This is a genomic window from Gordonia pseudamarae (assembly GCF_025273675.1).
Taxonomy (GTDB): Bacteria; Actinomycetota; Actinomycetes; order Mycobacteriales; family Mycobacteriaceae; genus Gordonia; species Gordonia pseudamarae.
This window is the reverse complement of the sequence record NZ_CP045809.1, coordinates 961,211-980,922: the sequence shown is the minus strand read 5'-3', so window position 1 is coordinate 980,922 and position 19,712 is coordinate 961,211. Positions and strand designations below refer to the sequence as shown.

Annotated in this window: 16 protein-coding genes; 8 read left to right on the top strand and 8 right to left on the bottom strand. The window is 66.8% G+C overall.

Annotated elements, in window-relative coordinates:
* Positions 1-13 precede the first annotated feature (13 nt).
* Positions 14-523 carry a flavin reductase family protein gene (locus tag GII31_RS04215; protein WP_213247076.1) on the top strand — a complete coding sequence of 170 codons (510 nt, stop codon included), beginning with the start codon at positions 14-16 and terminating at the stop codon, positions 521-523.
* Between the two features lie 174 nt (positions 524-697).
* On the opposite strand, the gene GII31_RS04210 is transcribed toward GII31_RS04215, so the two are convergent.
* Genes GII31_RS04210 through GII31_RS04190 form a run of 5 tightly spaced genes read right to left on the bottom strand, consistent with a single transcriptional unit; the run spans position 698 to position 5,024 of the window.
* Positions 698-1,477: a crotonase/enoyl-CoA hydratase family protein gene (locus GII31_RS04210; protein ID WP_213247074.1), complete on the bottom strand. Its 780-nt coding sequence runs from the start codon at positions 1,475-1,477 to the stop codon at positions 698-700.
* Positions 1,474-2,241 (bottom strand): SDR family NAD(P)-dependent oxidoreductase, encoded by a 768-nt coding sequence (locus tag GII31_RS04205; protein ID WP_213247072.1) that lies wholly within the window; start codon positions 2,239-2,241, stop codon positions 1,474-1,476. Before GII31_RS04205 ends, GII31_RS04210 begins: the two co-directional genes overlap by 4 nt.
* 30 nt (positions 2,242-2,271) lie before the next feature.
* Positions 2,272-3,567, bottom strand: coding sequence for an FAS1-like dehydratase domain-containing protein (locus GII31_RS04200; protein WP_213249821.1), 1,296 nt, complete (start codon positions 3,565-3,567; stop codon positions 2,272-2,274).
* Positions 3,539-3,814 carry a hypothetical protein gene (locus GII31_RS04195; RefSeq protein WP_213247070.1) on the bottom strand — a complete coding sequence of 92 codons (276 nt, stop codon included), beginning with the start codon at positions 3,812-3,814 and terminating at the stop codon, positions 3,539-3,541. Before GII31_RS04195 ends, GII31_RS04200 begins: the two co-directional genes overlap by 29 nt.
* 19 nt (positions 3,815-3,833) lie before the next feature.
* Positions 3,834-5,024, bottom strand: coding sequence for an amidohydrolase family protein (locus tag GII31_RS04190; RefSeq protein WP_260840298.1), 1,191 nt, complete (start codon positions 5,022-5,024; stop codon positions 3,834-3,836).
* A gap of 345 nt (positions 5,025-5,369) precedes the next feature.
* Here GII31_RS04190 and GII31_RS04185 point away from each other — a divergent pair, with 345 nt between their 5' ends.
* The 4 genes from GII31_RS04185 to GII31_RS04170 all read left to right on the top strand — a co-directional run bounded on the left by GII31_RS04185 (position 5,370) and on the right by GII31_RS04170 (position 9,973).
* Entirely contained in the window at positions 5,370-6,227 is an 858-nt protein-coding gene (locus GII31_RS04185) for a mycofactocin-coupled SDR family oxidoreductase (protein ID WP_213247066.1), read from the top strand.
* A 10-nt stretch (positions 6,228-6,237) separates the two neighbouring features.
* Entirely contained in the window at positions 6,238-7,764 is a 1,527-nt protein-coding gene (locus GII31_RS04180) for an aldehyde dehydrogenase family protein (protein ID WP_213247064.1), read from the top strand.
* An 85-nt stretch (positions 7,765-7,849) separates the two neighbouring features.
* Complete coding sequence (locus GII31_RS04175; protein ID WP_213247062.1) at positions 7,850-8,698, top strand: NAD(P)-dependent oxidoreductase; 849 nt, start codon at positions 7,850-7,852, stop codon at positions 8,696-8,698.
* A 57-nt stretch (positions 8,699-8,755) separates the two neighbouring features.
* A complete protein-coding gene (locus GII31_RS04170) occupies positions 8,756-9,973 on the top strand; it encodes a cytochrome P450 (protein ID WP_213247060.1) in 1,218 nt (405 codons plus the stop codon).
* A 350-nt stretch (positions 9,974-10,323) separates the two neighbouring features.
* Here the strand turns inward: GII31_RS04170 and GII31_RS04165 are convergent, their stop codons facing one another.
* The 3 genes from GII31_RS04165 to GII31_RS04155 all read right to left on the bottom strand — a co-directional run bounded on the left by GII31_RS04165 (position 10,324) and on the right by GII31_RS04155 (position 14,468).
* Positions 10,324-12,591, bottom strand: coding sequence for an acyl-CoA dehydrogenase family protein (locus tag GII31_RS04165; RefSeq protein ID WP_213247057.1), 2,268 nt, complete (start codon positions 12,589-12,591; stop codon positions 10,324-10,326).
* Between the two features lie 84 nt (positions 12,592-12,675).
* Positions 12,676-13,452 carry an enoyl-CoA hydratase-related protein gene (locus tag GII31_RS04160; protein ID WP_213247055.1) on the bottom strand — a complete coding sequence of 259 codons (777 nt, stop codon included), beginning with the start codon at positions 13,450-13,452 and terminating at the stop codon, positions 12,676-12,678.
* Positions 13,452-14,468, bottom strand: coding sequence for an NAD(P)H-dependent flavin oxidoreductase (locus GII31_RS04155; protein ID WP_213247053.1), 1,017 nt, complete (start codon positions 14,466-14,468; stop codon positions 13,452-13,454). Before GII31_RS04155 ends, GII31_RS04160 begins: the two co-directional genes overlap by 1 nt.
* A 294-nt stretch (positions 14,469-14,762) precedes the next feature.
* Here GII31_RS04155 and GII31_RS04150 point away from each other — a divergent pair, with 294 nt between their 5' ends.
* The 3 genes from GII31_RS04150 (at position 14,763) to GII31_RS04140 (ending at position 19,699) form a co-directional block, all read left to right on the top strand.
* Positions 14,763-16,016, top strand: a complete 1,254-nt coding sequence (locus tag GII31_RS04150) for an ABC transporter substrate-binding protein (protein ID WP_213247051.1) — start codon at positions 14,763-14,765, stop codon at positions 16,014-16,016.
* A 138-nt stretch (positions 16,017-16,154) separates the two neighbouring features.
* Positions 16,155-18,950 (top strand): branched-chain amino acid ABC transporter permease/ATP-binding protein, encoded by a 2,796-nt coding sequence (locus tag GII31_RS04145; RefSeq protein ID WP_213247049.1) that lies wholly within the window; start codon positions 16,155-16,157, stop codon positions 18,948-18,950.
* Complete coding sequence (locus GII31_RS04140) at positions 18,947-19,699, top strand: ABC transporter ATP-binding protein (RefSeq protein WP_213247047.1); 753 nt, start codon at positions 18,947-18,949, stop codon at positions 19,697-19,699. The genes GII31_RS04145 and GII31_RS04140 overlap by 4 nt, the downstream gene beginning before the upstream one ends.
* The last annotated feature ends 13 nt before the right edge of the window (positions 19,700-19,712 follow it).

The window sequence follows — 19,712 nt, the reverse complement described above, 5'->3', positions numbered from 1 at the left end:
AAGGAAGGGATCGATGAGCGAATCAACTGTGGCACCGGAGTTCGAGGGACGCTATCTGCGGGATGTGTTCGGGCACTTCCCCACCAGTGTGGTCGCCGTCACCACCATCGACGATCAGGATATTCCTGTCGGCATGGTGGTGGGGTCGTTCACCTCGGTATCGCTGGAACCACCGCTGGTGTCGTTCCTGGTGGACAAGGGCTCATCGACCCTTCCCAAGATCCTCGAAACCGGCCGCTTCTGCGCCAACGCACTTGCCGGAGATCAGGAGTCGGTGTGCAGGCAGATGTCGAAGAAGGGCGTCGACCGCTTCGCCGGCCTGGACTGGCAGCGCTCGGTCACCGGTAACCCGATCCTGGACGGCGTGGTCGCCTGGGTCGACTGCGTCATCGACAAAACCGTCGAACTCGGTGATCACCATCTCGTCGTCGGCGCGGTCCACGAACTCACCGTGGCCTCACCGAAGTCGCCGCTGTTGTTCTTCCGAGGCGCGTTCGGGGAACACACCTCCGTCACAAGATAACTCAACCTATCGCCGCTGCTGTTCTTCTGCGGCGCCCTCGGAGAACACACCTATCGCCGGTTGAGGCGCGAAGAGCCGCCAGGCGATGAGCCTCGAAACCCGGTGAGACAGCAATGTCGTCTCACCGGGTTTCGAGGCTCTTCGCCAGCGCTCCTCACACCAACCAGCAGATGCTCAGCGAGCCTTCCACACCGGGGAGCGGCGTTCGGCGAACGCCGCCGGACCCTCAGCGGCATCCTCGGACGCGAAAACCTCGTCGGTATAGGGCTTCTGCAATTCGAACGCGTCGTCGTCGGACCACACCCGGGACAGTCCGGCGACCGCCTTGCTGTTACGGACCGACAACGGCGCGTTGCAGGCGATCGCCGAGGCCAGTTCCTTGGCCGCCGCCAAGGCGGTGCCGTCGGGCACGACCCGGTTGATCAGGCCGTACCGTTCGGCGCGGGCCGCGGTGATCGGGTCGCCGGTCATCAACAGTTCCAGCGCGATCGGCCGGGGCAGCAATTGCGGCACCCGGAAGATGCCGCCGGCACGGGCGATGAGACCCCGCTTCACCTCGGGCAGACCGAACTTGGCGCCCTCTGCGGCCACCACCAGATCGGCCGCCAGAACCAGTTCGAAACCGCCGCCCAGCGCCCACCCCTCAACGGCCGCGATCAGCGGTTTCGCCGGCGGCGTCTGCACCAGGCCACCGAACCCGCGGCCCTCCACAACCGGACGTTCCCCGGTCGCGGCGAACCGCTTCAAATCCATTCCCGCACAGAACGTCGGTCCCACACCGGTGAGGATGCCGACGGAGATCTCCGGGTCGGCGTCGAGCCGGTCCAGGGCCGCAGCCAGTTCCACCGCGGCTTCCTTGGTCATCGCGTTGCGCTGCTCGGGGCGATTGATCGCCATGACCAGCACCCCGTCGGCGGTGACCTCGGTGAAGATCTCCGATACTCCGGTAGTCATCGCGGAGCCATCCGAATCGAACCGTCCAGCCGCACCGTCTCACCGTTGACGTACGGGTTGCGCAGCAACGACAGCGCCATATCCGCGTAGTCGGCTGGTCGGCCGAGACGTTTCGGGAACGGCACCGATGCCGCCAGGCCGTCCCGGATGTCATCACGCAACCGCGCCAACATCGGGGTGTCGAACGTTCCGGGGGCGATCGTGTTGACCCGGATCCCGACACTCGCCAGGTCGCGGGCCGCGACCAGCGTGATGCCGTGGATCGCGGCCTTGGACGCGGTGTAGGAGGTCTGACCGATCTGACCGTCGAATGCCGCCACCGATGCGGTCAGAACGATCGCGCCGCGTTCGGTGTCCACCGGTTCGGAGGCGGCGATGCGGGCGGCGGCCAGCCGCAGCACATTGTAGGTGCCGATCAGGTTGATCTCCAACACATCCCGGAAGCTCTGCAACGGGGCGGGATTGCCCTGCTTGTCGAGGATGCGCAACCGGTCGCCGCCGCGCCCCGCGCAGTGCACCGCACCGCGCAGCGGTCCGTGATCAACGGTGGCATCGAGCGCGTCGGCCAGGCTTTGCTCGTCGGTGATGTCGACGGGTGCGAAAACCGCTGCCGCACCTAGTTGTTCGGCCACCACTTTGCCATCGGACGACGGCAAGTCGGCGATGACCACCTTGCCGCCGGCGGCGACGATCGCGCTCGCTGTGGCCTCACCGAGGCCCGACGCGCCACCGGTGACCAGAAAAGTATTGTTCTCCAACTGCATTGAGTGTTCCCATCCTCAGTTCTGTGGGTCTTATGCCTGGGCGCGCCTGCGGGCGGCCCGCAGTTCACCGTGTCGCTTGAGCATTTTCGCGGCGATGGTTTCCAGCTCGCGCGGCGGTGTCCGCAGTCCTGCAAGACCGGATTCCCGGCTCGGCAACGAGACGGTGGCCGTCGCCGGGCAGGTGACCTCCCCGCGCTGGCTGGTGCCGCGGAACTCGACGTCCACCAGGTACCGGTCGCCGTCCACCCGTTTGCCCACGACCTCGCCGGTGAAGGTGTGCGTGTCGCCCAGGTAGTTGAACTTGCGCATCTGGCTGGACATCGACTCGACCCAGCCGTCGTCCCCGATCCAGTTGGTGAGGAAGTGGGTCAGCCAGCAATCGCGCATCATTCCGTAGTCGTAGGACGCCGGCAGACCGATCGACCGGGCGTATTCGGCATCCCAGTGAATGCGTTGCGCCACATCGGGAATCCCCTGCTCGTTGGGGATGTAGAAGGCACCGATACGCTGGCGGTTCTCGTGCCACAGTTTGCCGGTACACGGGGTGTACGGCGCGAATCCGTAACCGCCGGAATGGAACACCACCATGTCGGTGACGGTCAGCGGACCCTTGACCATGGTCGGGATCTGATCTCCGACGCTGACGTCCTCCCAGTACCGGGTTTCGGCGCCGCGGCGGCGCTCGGCCGCATAGATCTCATCGATCGCCGCGATTTCCTCGGGCGTGTACGAGGCGGCCTCGATGGTGTCGTACTTCTTGCGCTTCTTCGATTCGTGCCGCTCGGTGTGGATGGTGATCACCCGCTGGATCTGCACGATCTCGGCGCGCTGATTGAACTGCACGAAGATCCTGGTGACCACCAGCGACCGGCCGGCGAACTCCGATTCCTTGAGTTCGACGTTGTCGAAACCCTCGAACGAGTAGATGATGTCGCCGTCGTAGACCGGCCGGTACCACTCGGTGGTGGAGCCGGACACGAACACGTGGATCCCCCGGAACGGCGGACGGCGCTGCTCCTTCGGAATCGAGTCGGCCAGCAGGTCCTTGGTGAGCGCGATGTTGATCATCGGAGGTGCGATCTGCCCGGCCCACCTGGTGTCCAGACCGTAGTCCTCGTCGGTGAACAGCGGATTGTCGTCGCCGTAGCTGCGTGCGAAGGCCCGCATGATGTCAGGACTCGCCTTCGAGAACTGTTCACGCTTGCGGACCGCGTGGTAAATGCCCACGAGATCCTTCGCCCGCTGGATGTCCTCGTCGAGGAAGGTGTAGATCTTCTCGTCCTGTGCCTGCGCGGTGTCAGTGCTCACCGTTGTCGCCCTTTCCATCTGGTCTGTGGTCATGCTGTCGTGTCTGCTCGTAGTCGTCCCGGATCGCCTCCATCGCGGTCACGCGACGCACCATGTCGGCGCGGCTCATCACGATGTCCTCACCTCCGGCGCCGCTGTCGTGCCGTGCGATCCGGTCATGTTCGGCGGCGATCTCATCGTCGAGCAGGCTTCCGGCCAGCTCCCGGGTCAGCAGGTCCTGGTCGACCCAGTCCGCCTGTGGCAGTTGTTCGATCGGTTCTTCCATCGCGGGTGTGCTCCTGACCTCAGGCGCCCGTGCGAGGGAAGTTCAGCAGCCGACGGGCGTTGAGTTCCACCATCTTGTGCACATCCTCGTCGGGCACATTCAGCATGGTGTCGTGGACGATCTTGCGGCTGTTGGGCCAGTTCGAATCCGAATGCGGGTAGTCACCCTCCCAGGTGATGTTGTCGATACCGACCAGGTGCCGGTTGGCGACGCCGAACTCGTCGTCGATGAAGCAGCCGAAGATGTGCTTGGCGAACAGTTCCGATGGCTTCGCGGTGGGGTTGATGTTCTGGTAGTAGCGGTGCTTGGCCCATACCCCGTCCATCCGTTCGAGCATGTACGGCACCCAGCCGATACCGCCCTCGGACAGCATGAACTTGAGTTCGGGATGCTTGTGGAAGGTCGGGGAGAACAGCAGGTCTGCGGTGGCATACATCGAGTTGCAGCCGAACAGTGCGGTCATCACCGCCATCGGCGCCTCGGGTGCGGTGATCGGCGGCTTGCCGGACGTGCCGAAATGCACGCACAGGGGCATCTGGGTCTCGACGACCGCGCGGAACACCGGATCCCAGTGGTCGGTGTGGAACGAGGGCAGCCCCAAGGGATGCGGGTTCTCCACGAAGGAGACTGTGCGCGCCCCCTTGGCGGCGGTGCGGTACACCTCGGCGACCGATGCCTCGACGTCCCACAGCGGCAGGATGATCAGCGGGATCAGCCGTTCGGGGTCGGTCGGGCACCATTCGTCGAGGACATAGTCGTTCCATGCCTGCACGCACAGCAGCGCCAGTTCTTTGTCCTGGCCCTCGAGGAAGACCGTGCCGGCGAACCGCGGGAACGACGGGAACGACAGGGTGGCGTGCACGCCGTCGATGTCCATGTCACGCAGGCGCGCGTTCGGCTCGTAGCAGCCGGGAATCATCTCCTCGTAGCGGGTCGGCTCGGCGCCGTATTCCTCGGGCTTCTTGCCCGCGACGGCGTTGAGGCCGATGTAGGGGTAGATCCGCTCCTCGTACTGCCACACCTCGGCGATCTTGGTACCACCGCCGCCGCGGCCGCCGTCACCGGCGTGGATCGCGCGCGGCATCTCCTTCTCGATGATCCGGGGGCCGAGATCCCGGTACCTGGCGGGCAGCCGGTCCTGCCAGAGCATCGGATGCTCGATCAGGTGGTCGTCGGTCGAGATCAGCTGCATGTAGTCCTGCAGTGGCATGGGTGACTCCTTACTGGTCGGTAACACCGCCACATCGCCGGCACCACCGCGCAATGATGAGGGCAGTCGCGGCCGAGCGCCTGGAAGAACGTTATCGAACCAGTCCACTAGTTGCACTATGTCGGACCGTGCGCCGAAACCGTCAGCCTCGCACATGAGTTTCTGAAGATGTTCCCGCAGTGCCTATTTCGTTGAATTTCGGCCGTCGACGCGGTCGCCGACCGCATCGAGTTCGGGTCTCAATCACCGGGACACCCCACTCCACACGTCACCGTCGACTGCGACTCTTCCCATATCGGTCAGGTCATATCCCGACGCACAAACAACCTTCAGGAGTGGTGGACGATGGGAAAGCTGGACGGCAAAGTTGCGGTGATCACCGGCGCGGCACGCGGGCAGGGCCGCAGTCATGCGGTCACCCTGGCCGCGGAGGGCGCCGACATCATCGCGCTCGATCTGTGTGCCGACATCGCCACCAACGAGTACCCGCTGGCCACCGAGGCAGACCTGGAGGAAACCCGGCTGCTGGTCGAGAAGGAGGGCCGCCGGTGCGTGGCCGAGGTCGCCGACGTCCGTAGCGCCGACGCGCTGCGGGCCGCCATCGACCGGGGTGTCCAGCAGCTCGGCGGACTGCACATCGTGGTCGCCAACGCCGGTATCTGCCCGCTCGGCGAGGTGGGTGCACAGGGATTCATCGACGCCGTCGATGTCGACCTCGCGGGTGTCCTCAATACCGTCAGCGCCTCCTACCGGCATCTGACCGAGGGCGCGTCCATCATCGCAACCGGATCGGTGGCCGGGCTGATGAAGGGCAGCGGCACCGACATCCTCGGGCCCGGCGGATTCGGTTACAGCCATTCCAAGCGCGCACTGGCCAACTACATCCACGACCTCGCCATCGTGGCCGGTCGAGAATCCATCCGCGCCAACTGTATTCACCCCACCAACTGCAACACGGACATGCTGCACAGCGCCCCGATGTACCGGGTGTTCCGGCCCGACCTCGAAACGCCGGGCCGCGAGGACACCTACGAGGCGTTCAAGACCGGCCAGGAGATGCCGGTGCCGTGGGTGGAGCCGTCCGACATCAGCGCGATGGTGCTCTTCCTCGCCTCCGAGGATTCCCGTTACGTCACCGGCATGCAGATGAAGGTCGACGCGGGCGCCGCCCTCAAGAACACCAACGCCTACTCGCTCCGATAGGACACTCCCGATGACCGCGACAGCAACTCCGTCGACGTCCCCCGCCGCGTCGCCCGCCCCGGCAACCCGGTCGATCGAGTACCGGCAGATCTTCGTCGACGGCCGGTGGGTGGACACCGCGACCGGCGCGAGCGCTCCCGTGATCAACCCGGCCACCGAAGAAGCCATCGGCATCGCCCCGATCGCCACGGCCGCCGACGCCCGCAAGGCCATCGAAGCAGCCCGGCGGGCATTCGACGACGGGCCCTGGCCGTCGATGACACCGGCCGAGCGATCGGCGGTACTGGTGCGGATGGCCGACATCATGGACCGGCGTAAGTCCGAGCTGGTCGCGCTCAACATGGCCGAGACCGGCAGCACCCGGGTGGGCGCCGAATCGTTCCACACCACGATTCCTATCGCACACTTCCGCGACATGGCACAGCGGGTCCTGCCGTCGTACCGGTGGGAGGAACCGCTGGCGCCGCACGTGGGCATGGGCATCGGGCAGGGCGTGATCCGCCGCGAACCGTTCGGTGTGGCCGCGGTGGTGTCGGCGTACAACTTTCCGCTCTACCTCAACCTGATGAAGCTGGCCCCGGCGCTGGCCGCCGGGTGCACCGTGGTACTCAAACCGGCACCCACCACGCCGCTGGAGGCGCTGATCCTCGGCGAGATCGCCGAGGAGGCCGGTCTGCCCGACGGAGTGCTCAACATCGTCACCGGCGACATCGACGTGGGCACCGAACTGTCCACCAGCCCGCTGGTCGACATCGTCAGCTTCACCGGCTCGGACGCGGTGGGCCGCAAGGTGGCCGAGCAGGCCTCCCCGACACTCAAGAAGGTGGTGCTCGAACTCGGCGGCAAGTCCGCCAACATCATCTGCGAGGACGCCGACCTCACCAAGGTGCTGCCCGGCATCGTCCGCGACACCGTTTTGCACGCCGGTCAGGGCTGCGGGTACCTGACCCGCACACTCGTGCACCGATCCCGCTACGACGAGCTCGTCGACATGGTCAAGGGCGCGCTGGCCCAGATCGTCGTCGGTGACCCGGCCGACCCGGCGACCGTGCTGGGGCCGCTGCAGACCGCCGAGCAACGCGCCCGCGTCGAAGCCCTCATCGCCTCCGGCGTCGCCGAAGGCGCGACGCTGGCCCTCGGCGGTGGCCGACCCGCCCATCTGGACAAGGGGTTCTTCATCGAACCGACCCTGTTCGTCGACGTGGACAATTCGATGACCATCGCCCGCAAGGAGTTCTTCGGCCCGGTGATGATCATCATGGCGTTCGACACCGACGACGAGGCGGTGGCCGTCGCCAACGACAACGAGTACGGCCTCGCCGGAGGGGTGTGGGCCAAAGATCCGGTCCGCGCCTACCAGATCGCCCAGCGCATCCGCACCGGCTACATCACCGTCAACGGCGGCGGTGGTGGCCTGAGCCCACACGGACCGTTCGGCGGCTACAAGCAGAGCGGCCTGGGCCGCGAACGCGGTGCCATCGGCATGGAGGAATACCTGGAAACCAAATCCATCATCTGGGGTGTGGCCGCCGGCTGACCGGCGCGACAGCCCGGCAGCGCCCCAGACCAGCAGTGCCCCAGCCCAGCAGTGCCCCAGACCACAAAGGAAGGCGACACAAGAAGTGGTTATCAGCCAGCGCATCGGATTTGTCGGTGCGGGCAAGATCGGCGAGCCGATGATCGAACGGCTGCTCGCCGCCGGACACCCGGTGTCGGTCTACGCGCGCAGACCGGAGGTCCGCGAGAGACTCGGTCTGCTCGGTGCCACCACCCCGCCGCAGATCGCCGACATCGCAGCGGCTCCCCTGGTGCTCGTCTGCCTCTTCGACGACACCCAGTTGCTCGACGTGGCACCCACAATCATCGAGAACATGTCTCCGGGGGCGGTTTTCGCCTCACACACCACCGGCAGCCCACACACCATCGCCCAACTCGAACAACTCGGCACCGCGCGCGGTGTCAGCATCGTCGAAGCCCCGTTCAGCGGCACTCCGGCCGCGATCCGGGCCGGCAGGCTCACGGTCCTCCTCGGCGGCGACGAGACACCCACCGACGTGGTGGCGCGCACCGTCACCGCGTACGCGTCCACCATCCATCGCACCGGCGGACTCGGGACGGCGCTGTCGGCCAAACTGCTCAACAACGCGTTGTTCGCGGCGTGCACCCAGATCACCCTGTCCGCGCTCGATTCCGCACGCCGGCTCGGCATCGACGATCGGGTGCTGCTCGACGTACTCGCCGATTCGAGCGGCGGCAGCGCGGCGGCCGGCTACATCGCCGCCTCCGGCGAGGAACCGTCCGTGTACAGCAACCGCATCGCGCGGTATCTGACCAAGGATCTCGACGCCGCCCGCAGCGCCGCACAGGATCTCGGCGTCGACGTGAGCGCGCTGCTCGCCGCCGCCCGGCTCGGGCCGATGAACCTCGACATCGACGCTCAGCTGGTATCCGACCGGGCACCGACCGGCTGACCCACCGCCTCACACCCAGCCCAGACCAGACCACCCACCATCCCAGGAGGTAGGCAGATGAGCACCACCGAGCCGATCACCGATTCCGAGGCCGCACCGGCAGGCACGTGCCCCGTCCACGAATTCAACCACTATCTGGAAAAGCCGTACGGCGAGAAGATGGCGTTCTACGACGCCATCCGTGACGAGGCCCCGATCGTCAAGAACTCGTTCGCCGACCACTTCATCGTCACCCGCTACGAGGAAATCCTGGCGTCGTACCAGAACGCCAAGGTGTTCTCCAATTCCGCGGTCACGGTGTTCAACCCGAACCCCACGTTCCGGTGGATCCCGCAGATGCTCGACGGCGACGAGCACAAGCAGTGGCGCAAGAACCTCAACCCGCTGTTCTCCCCCAAGAACGTCGAACGACTCGAGGAGAAGGTGCGCCACCGCGCCGTCGAACTGGTCCAGTCGATCGCCGCCAAGGGCAAATGCGACTTCCTGCAGGACTTCGCACTGCAGTTTCCCTCGTTCATCTTCCTCGAGCTGATGGGGATGCCCTTCGAGGACCTCGACAAGTTCCTGTACTGGGAGGACGAGATCCTCCACATCTCGGCCAGCCCCGAGGAAGCGGCCCGGCGCCGGGCCGCGGCCACCGCCGAACTCACCGAGTACTTCCGGGGACTCATCGAGGAACGCCGCGCCGATCCGCGGGATGATCTGATCAGCAAGGCCATTTCGTTCGAGATCAACGGCGAACCGACCACCCAGGGCGACCTCGAATCGTTCTGCATCCTGATGTTCATGGCCGGACTAGACACCGTCACCGCAACCCTGGCCAACACATTCCTGTATCTGGCGACCAACCAGGACGACCGGCAGGCCATCGTCGACGATCCCGACCTGATCCCCTCGGCCATCGAGGAGATCCTGCGGGTGTTCGCGATCGTGATCCCCTCCCGAAAGACTCTGGAAGACACGGAGATCGCCGGCTGCCCCATCCCCAAGGGGTCAATGGTGTGTCTGCCCCTCAACGCGGCCACCCGCGACGAACGGCAGTACGACCACGCCAAGGAGGTCCATCTGGACCGCAGCCCCAACAACCACATCGCGTTCGGTGCCGGACCGCACCGTTGCCTCGGCTCGCACCTGGCCCGCCGTGAACTGCGGATCGCTCTGGAGGAATGGCACAAGTACATCCCCAACTACCGGCTCTCCCCCGAATCCCACCCCACCGAAAAGGGTGGACAGCTCGGGCCGGTCGGTTCGATCTACCTCGAATGGGACGTCTGATCCCCGTCACCCGGCGACAATCCTCGTGAGATGACGATGTCCGCAACGACTTCCCGGTCCGGGAGTGGTTGCGGACATTGTTGTCGTACGGGTTTTCGGGGCTCGTCGCTCACGCTCCTCGAACCTCAACCGGCAACAAATGCTGCTTGACGTGCGAGGCCGACCACAACCCACACCTAACCGGAGCTGACGCTCAGCGCGAGAGATCGCACCCTCCAGCCCGGATCCGGGTACCGCCGTCATCGCGGGTCACGATAGCTGACGCTCAACGCGAGAGATCGCACCCTCCAGCCGGTTGAGGTGTGACGAGCCGCAAGGCGAGGAGCCCCGAAACCCCGTGAGACGAACGCTCAGCGCGACAACTCGAAGATGCGGGCGGCGGCGGTGTCGCGCAGGTGTTCGGTTCGGGCGCAGGCGGCTTCGTCGGCGATGGCACGACGCAGCAGCAGATGCGCGGGGTGTTCCCAGGTGAAACCGATACCACCGTGCACCTGGATGCAGGCCTCGGCGTTGCGTACGGCGGCCGAGACCGCTTGTGCGGCTGCCAGATCCACCGCAAGATCGGGAGACTCGTCGTCGTCGCAGGCGTCGGCGGCCGACAAGACCTGATTGCGGGCGCTTTCGGCGTCCACCAGCATGTCGGCGCAGCGGTGCGAGACCGCTTGGAACGAACCGATCGCGCGACCGAACTGTTCGCGCTGCCCGGCCCAGTCGACGGCCATGGCCAGTGCCCTGCTCGCCACACCGACGGCGTCGGCCGCGATCAGAAGTCGCCACAGTCGTTGTGCCGACGCGATGTCCGCGTCCGACACGGGAGTACCTGTCGCGGGGACACCGTCGAAGGTGACGGCGCCCACCGTGGCGGTCAGGTCGACGGCATCCTGCGCGGCGATTCCCGCGCGGTCCGCGTCGACGACGACTACGGTGTTGTCCTGGGCTATCACCACGAGGAGTTCGGCATCGCCCGTACCTCGCACTCGTTCGACGGTCCCGCTGAGCACGCCACCGGACAACATCGGTGTCCGCTCGTCGACGATCCACCCGGAGTCGTCGAGGCCGACAACCACCGCCACCTTCGCGCCGTCGACGACGCGTCGCGCCTGCTCGGTCGCGCCTGCCGCGGTGAGCAGCGCCAGTGCGGTGACCGCGTCGATCGCCGTGCCCGGGGCAAGCCCGAACGCGGCCTGTTCGATCGCGGCGCACAGGAGCCGCAGCCGCGCGCCCGCCCCGCCGACCGATTCGCCGGCACACAGCCCGGGAAGCCCGAAGTCCACCAGCGCCTCCCACAGTCCCGGTGGTACCGCTTCGCCCGCCAGCACCCGGTTGTGATCAACATGCGCGGTGACGATGTCCGCGATCGCCGCACGTACCACCGCCTCGTCGGGCGAGGGAGCGGTCAGCGGGGTGCCCGGCGGTACCAGGGGCCCGCGACGGCCTTCACCACGATGCGAGGGCAATCCCAATACCGATTCGGCGATGGTGTTGCGTTGAATCTCCGCGGTGCCCGCCCCGATGGTGGCCGCCCGCGACATCAGGTACCCGTAGGTCCAGCGACCGCCGTCGACGGCACCGTCCGATCGGCTGCCCAACATCGCGCCGGAGCCGCCGAGCCGCAGCGCCAGGCGCTGCAGGCGCTGCTCGAACTCCGACTTGACCAGTCGGTTGATCGAGGAGACCCCCATCGGGTCTTCTTGTCGCAGTGCCGCGTCCAGCGCCCGTGCGCTGTTGGACACGATGGTGCGCACGTCTGCTTCCAGCCGTGCCAGTTCCTGCCGGACGTGCGGGTCCTCGCGGTAGCCCAGGTCGTCGGCCAGGCGAAACACCTGGTCGACGGTCTTGCGGTACTTGAACTCGTCGGCAAGCGCTGCGGTGGCCCGCTCGTGGCCGAGCGAGGTGCGCATGATGGCCCAGCCCTCGCCTTCGGCGCCGACCCGGTTGGCCACCGGCACCTCGACGTCATCGAAGAAGACCTCGGCGAAGTGATGGCCGCCGGCGATGTCGCGCAGCGGCCGCACCTCGATGCCCGGGGTGCGCATGTCGATCAGCAGGTAGGTGATGCCCGACGTGGACCGGCCTGCCGGTCCGGTGCGCACGAGCGCGAAGATCCAGTCCGCACGGTGCGCCAGCGTGGTCCAGATCTTCTGGCCGGTGACCCGGTACACGTCGCCGTCCCGGACGGCGCGAGTGTTCAGCGAGGCGATGTCGCTGCCCGCCCCCGGCTCCGAGAAGCCCTGGCACCAGCCCTCTTTGCCACGAAGCAACGGCTCGAGGAAGCGTTGCCGCTGGGCGTCGGTGCCGTGCACGATCAGGGTGGGCGCCACGATGAACGACATCGTGAAAGGGTGCCGCGGCGCACCTGCCGCGGTCATCATCCGGTAGTAGTCGAGTTGCTCGGCCAGCGGTAGTTCCATTCCGCCGACCGACCGCGGCCACGCCGGTGCCGCCAGAGCGGCGTCGACGAGCTCGGATTGCCAATCCAGGGCCGCCTGCCGGCGCTCTTTCGAGGTGCCTGGCCGCGGCCGGGCCCGGTAGTCGGCCAGCAGGGCGGTGAGCCGCTCACGCCAGTCACTGCCGCCCTGGGTGGGCAATGCGGTGGCGGCGGGACTTTCGATGGTCACAGCAGTTTCTCCCCTGTTTGTGCGGCGCTAGAACGTTTGTGCGGCACTAGAACGTTTGTGCGGCGCTAGGACATTCGTGCGGCGCTAGGACCCGGCGGGCGCGGCGCGCCGTTTGCCGTAGCGTGCGCCGACGTCTGCGTCGCTGGTGCGGAACGTCACGCGCGCTTCCTCCTCGAGGGCGAGCGCGTGGGTGACCGAGGTGCCGGCACCGTCCTTGAGCAGGCGCAGCATCCGCTGCACCGCGCCCGGGTGTCCGCCGGCGATCGTATGCGCGACGGCCATCGTCCGCTCCATATGCCCCTCGTGCGGCACCACCTCGTTGGCCAGTCCGATGCGTTCGGCGGTCGCCGCGTCGATCGGTTCACCGCTGAGGATGATCTGGATGGCGGCCGCCGAACCGACCGTCCGGGGCAGCAGCGCGCTGCCGCCCCATCCGTTGAGCAACCCGATCTGGGCGTGGGTATCGGCGAACACCGCCTGGTCGGAGGCGATGATGAACGAGCAGTTGACCGCCAGCTCGAACCCGCCGGTGTAGCAGGGTCCGTTCACGGCCGCGATCACCGGTTTGGAGATCGCACGCAGCACCTGTGTCGGCGTCGGCCCCTCGGTGCGCGGTGACGGTCCGGACAGCGCCTCGGGCAGGTCCACCCCGGACGAGAACGACGAGCCGGCCCCGGTGATGACGACGGCGTGGATGCCGTCGTCGGAGTCCGCGCGCCACAGTTGCCGTTTGAGCTCCTTGCGCATCGCCCGGTTGATCGCGTTGCGCCGGTCGGGCCGGTTGAGGGTGAGCACCAGAACGTGATCGTAGAGCTCGGCGAGCAGCACGGGCGCGTCGTCCGTGGCGGTGGGCGCGGTCATCACCGGGCCGCCCCGTTCGTCGCGGCGACCGATGCCATGGCCGGTTCGGAGATTATCCGGCGACCGAGTCCGGCGATCACGGCCTCGGCGTCGGCGACGACCCGGCGCACCACCTCACCGGCCGACGGGACGTCGTGGATGAGGCCCTGCGAAAGTCCGACGGTCCACACCCCGAGCTCCGGATCGCCCTCGGCGAACACCCGCCGCCCGCGCACCCCGGCGACGAGATCTTTGATGTCCTTGAATCGTCCACCGGCCGCGAGGATCTCGATGACCTCGTCGCTGACGGTGTTCTTGGCCACGCGCATGCTGTTGCGCAACTGGCGCATGATGAGCCGGGTGTCCTTCTCCGACGCGCCGACGATGATCTGTTTGATGTCGTCGTGGATCGGGCTCTCCTGCGTGCACATGAAGCGGGTGCCCATGTTGATGCCGTCCGCACCCAGCGACAGCGCCGCCGCCAGCCCACGGCCGTCGGCGAAACCACCGGAGGCCACGAACGGGATGGTCAGCTGGTCGGCGGTGGCCGGGATGAGGATCAGGCCCGGGATGTCGTCCTCACCGGGATGTCCGGCGCACTCGAACCCGTCGATGCTCACCGCGTCGGCGCCGATCCGTTCGGCTTTGAGGGCGTGCGCGACGCTGGTGCACTTGTGGATCACCGTGATGCCGTGTTCCTTGAAGTGCTCGATGTGCGCCGTCGGATCCGAGCCTGCCGTCTCGACGATCGGCACCCCGGAGTCGATGATGACCTGCCGGTACTCGGCGAACGGGGGCGGATTGATCGAGAGCGTCAGGGTCAGGTTGACACCGAAGGGCCGGTCGGTGAGAGCCTGGCAACGTGCGATCTCGGCGGCCAGATCGTCGGGGGTGGGCTGGGTGAGGGCCGTGATGATGCCCAGGCCTCCCGCGTTCGACACTGCGGCAGCGACCTCCGCCCGGCCGACGAACATCATCCCGCCCTGCACGACGGGATGCTCCACTCCGAACAGCTCTGTGAACCGTGTGGTGAGCATCGACATCTCCTTGTTCGGCGAACACAAACACCCGGTTCTACGCCCGCGGCTAACTATCTAACATAGTGCGCGTTCTCGGACGACCGCCCCGTTGTCCGAATCAGTGGGACAGACCACAATTGTGGCGTCGGTCACCGGGTACAACTTGCACAATTCGCCTAGGGGCGGGCGTATCCCATGCCAAGGTGCCGCATCACGAAACTCCGTGATCATCACGCACCTAGTATGCGATCTCACCGCTCACAGCGATCCCACTCCGCACACCGATCCCACGCCGAAACACAAGGAGCCACTATGAAGACCCTCCGGCGTCCCCGCCGTACCACCCTCCGGGCCGCGACCCTGCTGGCGGCGTCGGCACTGCTCGCCGTTCCCGCGCTCGCCGCGTGCGGCGACGACGACAACGGCAGCGATGACGCCGGCACGTCGGTCTCCGCACCCGACGGCGCCTTCCCCGGCAACGCCGCCGCGGGCAGCACCATCAAGATCGGGCTGATCAACAACGAGGGCGGCCAGGCCATCTCGGCGCCGGAGAACCGCCAGGCCGCGGAGGCCGCGGCGCAGTACGCCAACGAGCACCTGAACGGCATGGGCGGACACAAGATCGAGCTGGTGATCTGCAAGCAGGCCGAGGAGCCGACCTCGGCCCGCGACTGCGCCAACCGCATGGTGGAGCAGAAGGTCTCGGCCGTGGTCATCACCACCACCGGCCTGGGCGATGTGATGGTGCCGATCATCGCCGGCGCCAAGATCCCCTACGTGGCGACCGCAGGACAGAGCACGCAGGAACTGACCAACCCCTACTCGTTCATGTGGAGCGGCGGCTTCCCGTCGGCTCTCGAGTCGATGGCCGCCTACGCCAAGACCAACGGCTTCAAGAACGTCACCGCCTTCACCATCGACGTCCCGGCCGCGGTCAACGGCCTGAAGATGATGGGCACCCCCTACTTCCAGGCCGCGGGCGTCACACTGAACATCGTGGCCATCCCGCCGGGCACCCCGGACGCCACCCCGCAGGTGAGCGCCGGGATCTCCGGCGATCCCGAGGCGGTCGTGATCGTCGGCGAAACCACCTCGTGCACATCCACACTCAAGGCGCTGGGCACCGTTGGATACCAGGGCCAGAAGCTCGGCATCCAGGCCTGCGCCACCCCGAACGTCGTCTCGGCGGTGGGTGACAGCATCAACGGCACCAAGATCTTCACCGCCGCACAGACCACCGGCGACGACGACGAGGCGCGGCTGTACCACGCCGTCGTCGACAAGTACCGTCCCGGCACCGACACCAGCGGCTACGCCTACGTCGGTTACCAGGGTGTGCTCGGGCTTGTCCGCGCCACCACCGACCTGGGCGAGGACACCTCTCCGGAAGCCGTGGCCACGGCCATCAGGTCCGCCAAGGACGTCGTCCTGCCGGCCGGTGGCGGACTCACCTTCACCTGCGACGGCACCGCCAACCCGATGCTGAAGTCGGTGTGCAGCAGTGGTTCCATCCTCGCGGTCATCGAGGACGGCAAGCTCACCGGTGGCCAGGTGGCACCCAAGTAGTCGACCGGGGTGTCACCGCCACGACCCGTGGCCGCGGCAGTGGCCCCCACGTAACAGCGACGGGCGGCGGCCCGGCTCCCGGGCCGCCGCCTCCCGCATCCTGACCAGGATCAACGAACGAGATCAAAGGCTTTCACGATGACACAAGACGTTCAGTTCTTGTTGCTGGGCTTGGGCAACGGCGCCGTGTATGCGGCACTGGCCCTTGCGCTGGTCATGACCTACCGCAGTTCCGGGGTGGTGAATTTCGCGACCGGAGCGATTGCCCTGTACATCGCCTACACGTTCGCGTTCCTGCGCCAGGGTGAACTACTCATTCCGATTCCCGGACTTCCCAAGACAATCGACCTCGGCGGCGAGATCGCGCTGGTTCCGGCCATGCTGCTTGCGCTGGTGATCGCCGCCGCACTCGGCGCGTTCCTCTACTTCGCGCTGTTCCGGCTCCTGCGCAATGCCCCGGCCACGGCCAAAGCCGTGGCGTCGATCGCGCTGATGCTGGCCGTCCAATCGCTGCTCGCCGCCCGCGTCGGCACCAACCCCGTGTCGGTGGAAGCGATTCTGCCGACCGGCGTGGTGGAGTTCGGCGACCTCAGGATTCCGCAGGACCGCCTGTGGTTCGCCGGCATCATCATCGTTCTCACGCTCGCGCTGATCGCCGCCTTCCGACTCACCCGGTTCGGTCTGGCCACCCGGGCCGCCGCCGAAACCGAGACCGGTGCACTGGTCACCGGTCTGTCACCCGAACGCATCGCCTATGCCAACTGGGCGTTGTCGACGATGATCGCCGGCCTGTCGGGCATTCTGATCGCCCCGATCGTTCCACTCATCCCCGTGTCGTACACCCTGTTCATCGTGCCCGCGCTGGCCGCCGCGCTGGTGGGCAACTTCAGCGCGATCGGTCCGGCAGTGTCCGCGGGCCTGGCGATCGGCATGCTGCAGTCGGAGATGACCCACCTGCAGTCGACGATCGACTGGCTGCCGCAATCGGGAATGGCCGAACTGATTCCGCTGCTGATGATCCTGGGCTTCCTCGTGCTGCGCGGCAAGCCGCTGCCCACCCGCGGAACGCTCGTCCAAAGCACTCTCGGCGCGGCACCGCGGCCCAAGAATCTGCTGATCACCGGCACCGTGTGGACGCTGATCGCCCTGATCGCGATGCTCGTGACCGAGGGCAGCTACCGCGGCGCCATCATCATGACCTTCACCCTTGCGATCATCGCTCTGTCCCAGGTGGTGGTCACCGGTTTCGCCGGTCAGATCTCGCTGGCGCAGTTGACGCTCGGCGGTGTCGGCGCGTTCATGCTGAGCCGGTTCACCGTCGACATTGGCATCCCGTTCCCGATCGCGCCCATCCTCGCGGCCCTGGTGGCCACCGTGGTCGGCGTGGTGGTCGGCCTGCCCGCCCTGCGGATCCGCGGATTGCCTGTCGCCGTGGTCACTCTCGGCCTGGCGGTGTTCCTGGAGGCCTTCTGGTTCCGCAACAACGAGTACAACGGCGGTATCGACGGCGCCCACATCAAGGACCCGTCACTGTTCGGGATCGACCTGGGTATCGGTGCGGGCGAGAACTATCCGCGCATCGCCTTCGGAATCGCCTGCCTGGCAATCCTGGTCATCGTGGCCGTCGGTGTGGCCAAGCTGCGCACCAGCCGACTCGGCGCGTCGATGCTCGCCGTCCGTGCCAATGAGCGTTCGGCGGCCGCCTCCGGTATCAATGTGTCCCGGATCAAGTTGACCGCGTTCGCGATCGGTGCGTTCATCGCGGGTCTGGGCGGTTCGATGATGGCCTACCAGCAGACGATGGCGGTACCCGAGGCATTCACCGCCGTCGGCGGTATCGGGGTGTTCGCGATCTGCTACCTGGCCGGTGTCACCTGCGTATCCGGCGCGATGCTGGCCGGTGTGATGGGTGCGGGCGGCATCATGTTCGTCGTCCTCGACCGTGTCGCCAACGTCGGCGAGTACTACTCGGTGGCCCTGGGCATCCTGCTGGTGGTCACCATCGTCGCCCAGCCCGAGGGCATCATGGCCGACATCCTGCACCGGATCGATCAGCTGCGAGAACGTCTGGGCTCCAGGAACGCCGACGAGACCGTCGACGACGGCCTGCATGCATCGCTGACACCCGACGACATCACGGGCGCCCCGGAACTGCTCGCCGACACCACGATCGACCGGTCCGCCGGAAAGGTCGTGCTCGCGGCCGAGGGCATCGGCGTCCGCTACGGCGGTGTCACCGCACTGGAGGATGTGAGCTTCGAGGTGGCCGAGGGCGAGATCATCGGCCTCATCGGCCCGAACGGCGCCGGCAAAACCACCTTCATCGACGCCATCAGCGGTTTCGCCAACGCGGAGGGCAGCGTCGCCCTCGCCGGCGAATCGCTCGACGGCAAGCATCCACATCAGCGCAGTCGCGCCGGCCTCGGCCGCACCTTCCAGGGCATCGACCTGTACGAGGATCTGTCGGTGCGCGAGAACGTCATGGTCGGTACCACCGCGTCACTCGGCCGCGGCGCCGACAACCCTCCGCTCGACGACGAGCAGATGGCGCGATTGTTCGAGGTGCTGCACCTGGACACGGTGACCGACCGGCCGGTGCGGGAACTGTCGCAGGGACAACGGCAGCTCGTGTCGGTGGCCCGGGCACTGGCCGGACGCCCCCGGGTGGTCCTGCTCGACGAGCCCGCCGCCGGCCTCGACAGTACCGAGAGCGCGTGGCTCGGTCTGCGGCTCAAGGCGATTCGGGACGCGGGCACCACGATCATCATGGTCGACCACGACATGGACCTGGTCCTCGATGTCTGTGACCGGATCGTCGTGCTCGACCTCGGCAAACGCATCGCGATCGGAACTCCCGCCGAGGTCCGTAACAATCCCGATGTCACCCGCGCCTACCTGGGTTCGGCGCACAGTGGACAGGAAGTGCCCGCATGAGCAACGTATTGTCCTGCCGCGAACTCGCGGCAGGCTACTCCAATGGCCGCCCGGTGGTTCGCGATCTGAGCTTCGATCTGGCGCAGGGCGAGATCCTCGCCCTGCTCGGACCGAACGGCGCGGGAAAGACCACCGCCCTGCTCACCCTCGCCGGGTTGCTGCCGAGGCTCGGCGGTTCGGTGGAGGTTGCCGGGACCGCCGTCAAGTCGGGCCAAGCCCGCACCACCGCGAAAGCGGGGCTGGCACTGGTACCCGACAACCGGGAACTGTTCACCACGCTGACCGTGGAGGAAAATCTGCGCCTGGCCGTTCCGTCACGGCGGGATTGGCCCGCCGAACGCGACCGGGTCCTCGACTACTTCCCACGCCTCGGTGAGCGGCTACGCGTCAACGCCGGCGATCTGTCCGGCGGCGAGCAGCAGATGCTCGCCATCGGCCGGGCACTGGCCCAGCACCCGAAAGTGCTGGTCGTGGATGAGCTGAGTATGGGTTTGGCACCGGTGATCGTTGAACGCCTGCTGCCGGTGATGCGTCAGGTCGCCGACGACTCCGAGGCCGCGGTGATCATCGTCGAGCAGCATGTGGCATTGGTGCTCGAGATCGCCGACACCGCGCTGGTACTGCGGCACGGCGACAACGTCCTGCACGACGCGGCCGAAAAGCTTCGCGGCGCACCCGAACTCATCGAGCAGGCCTACCTCGGCGGCTCGTACGATCACGACCCCGTCCAGATCGCCGAAGCACTCTGATCGTGGTCCGGCC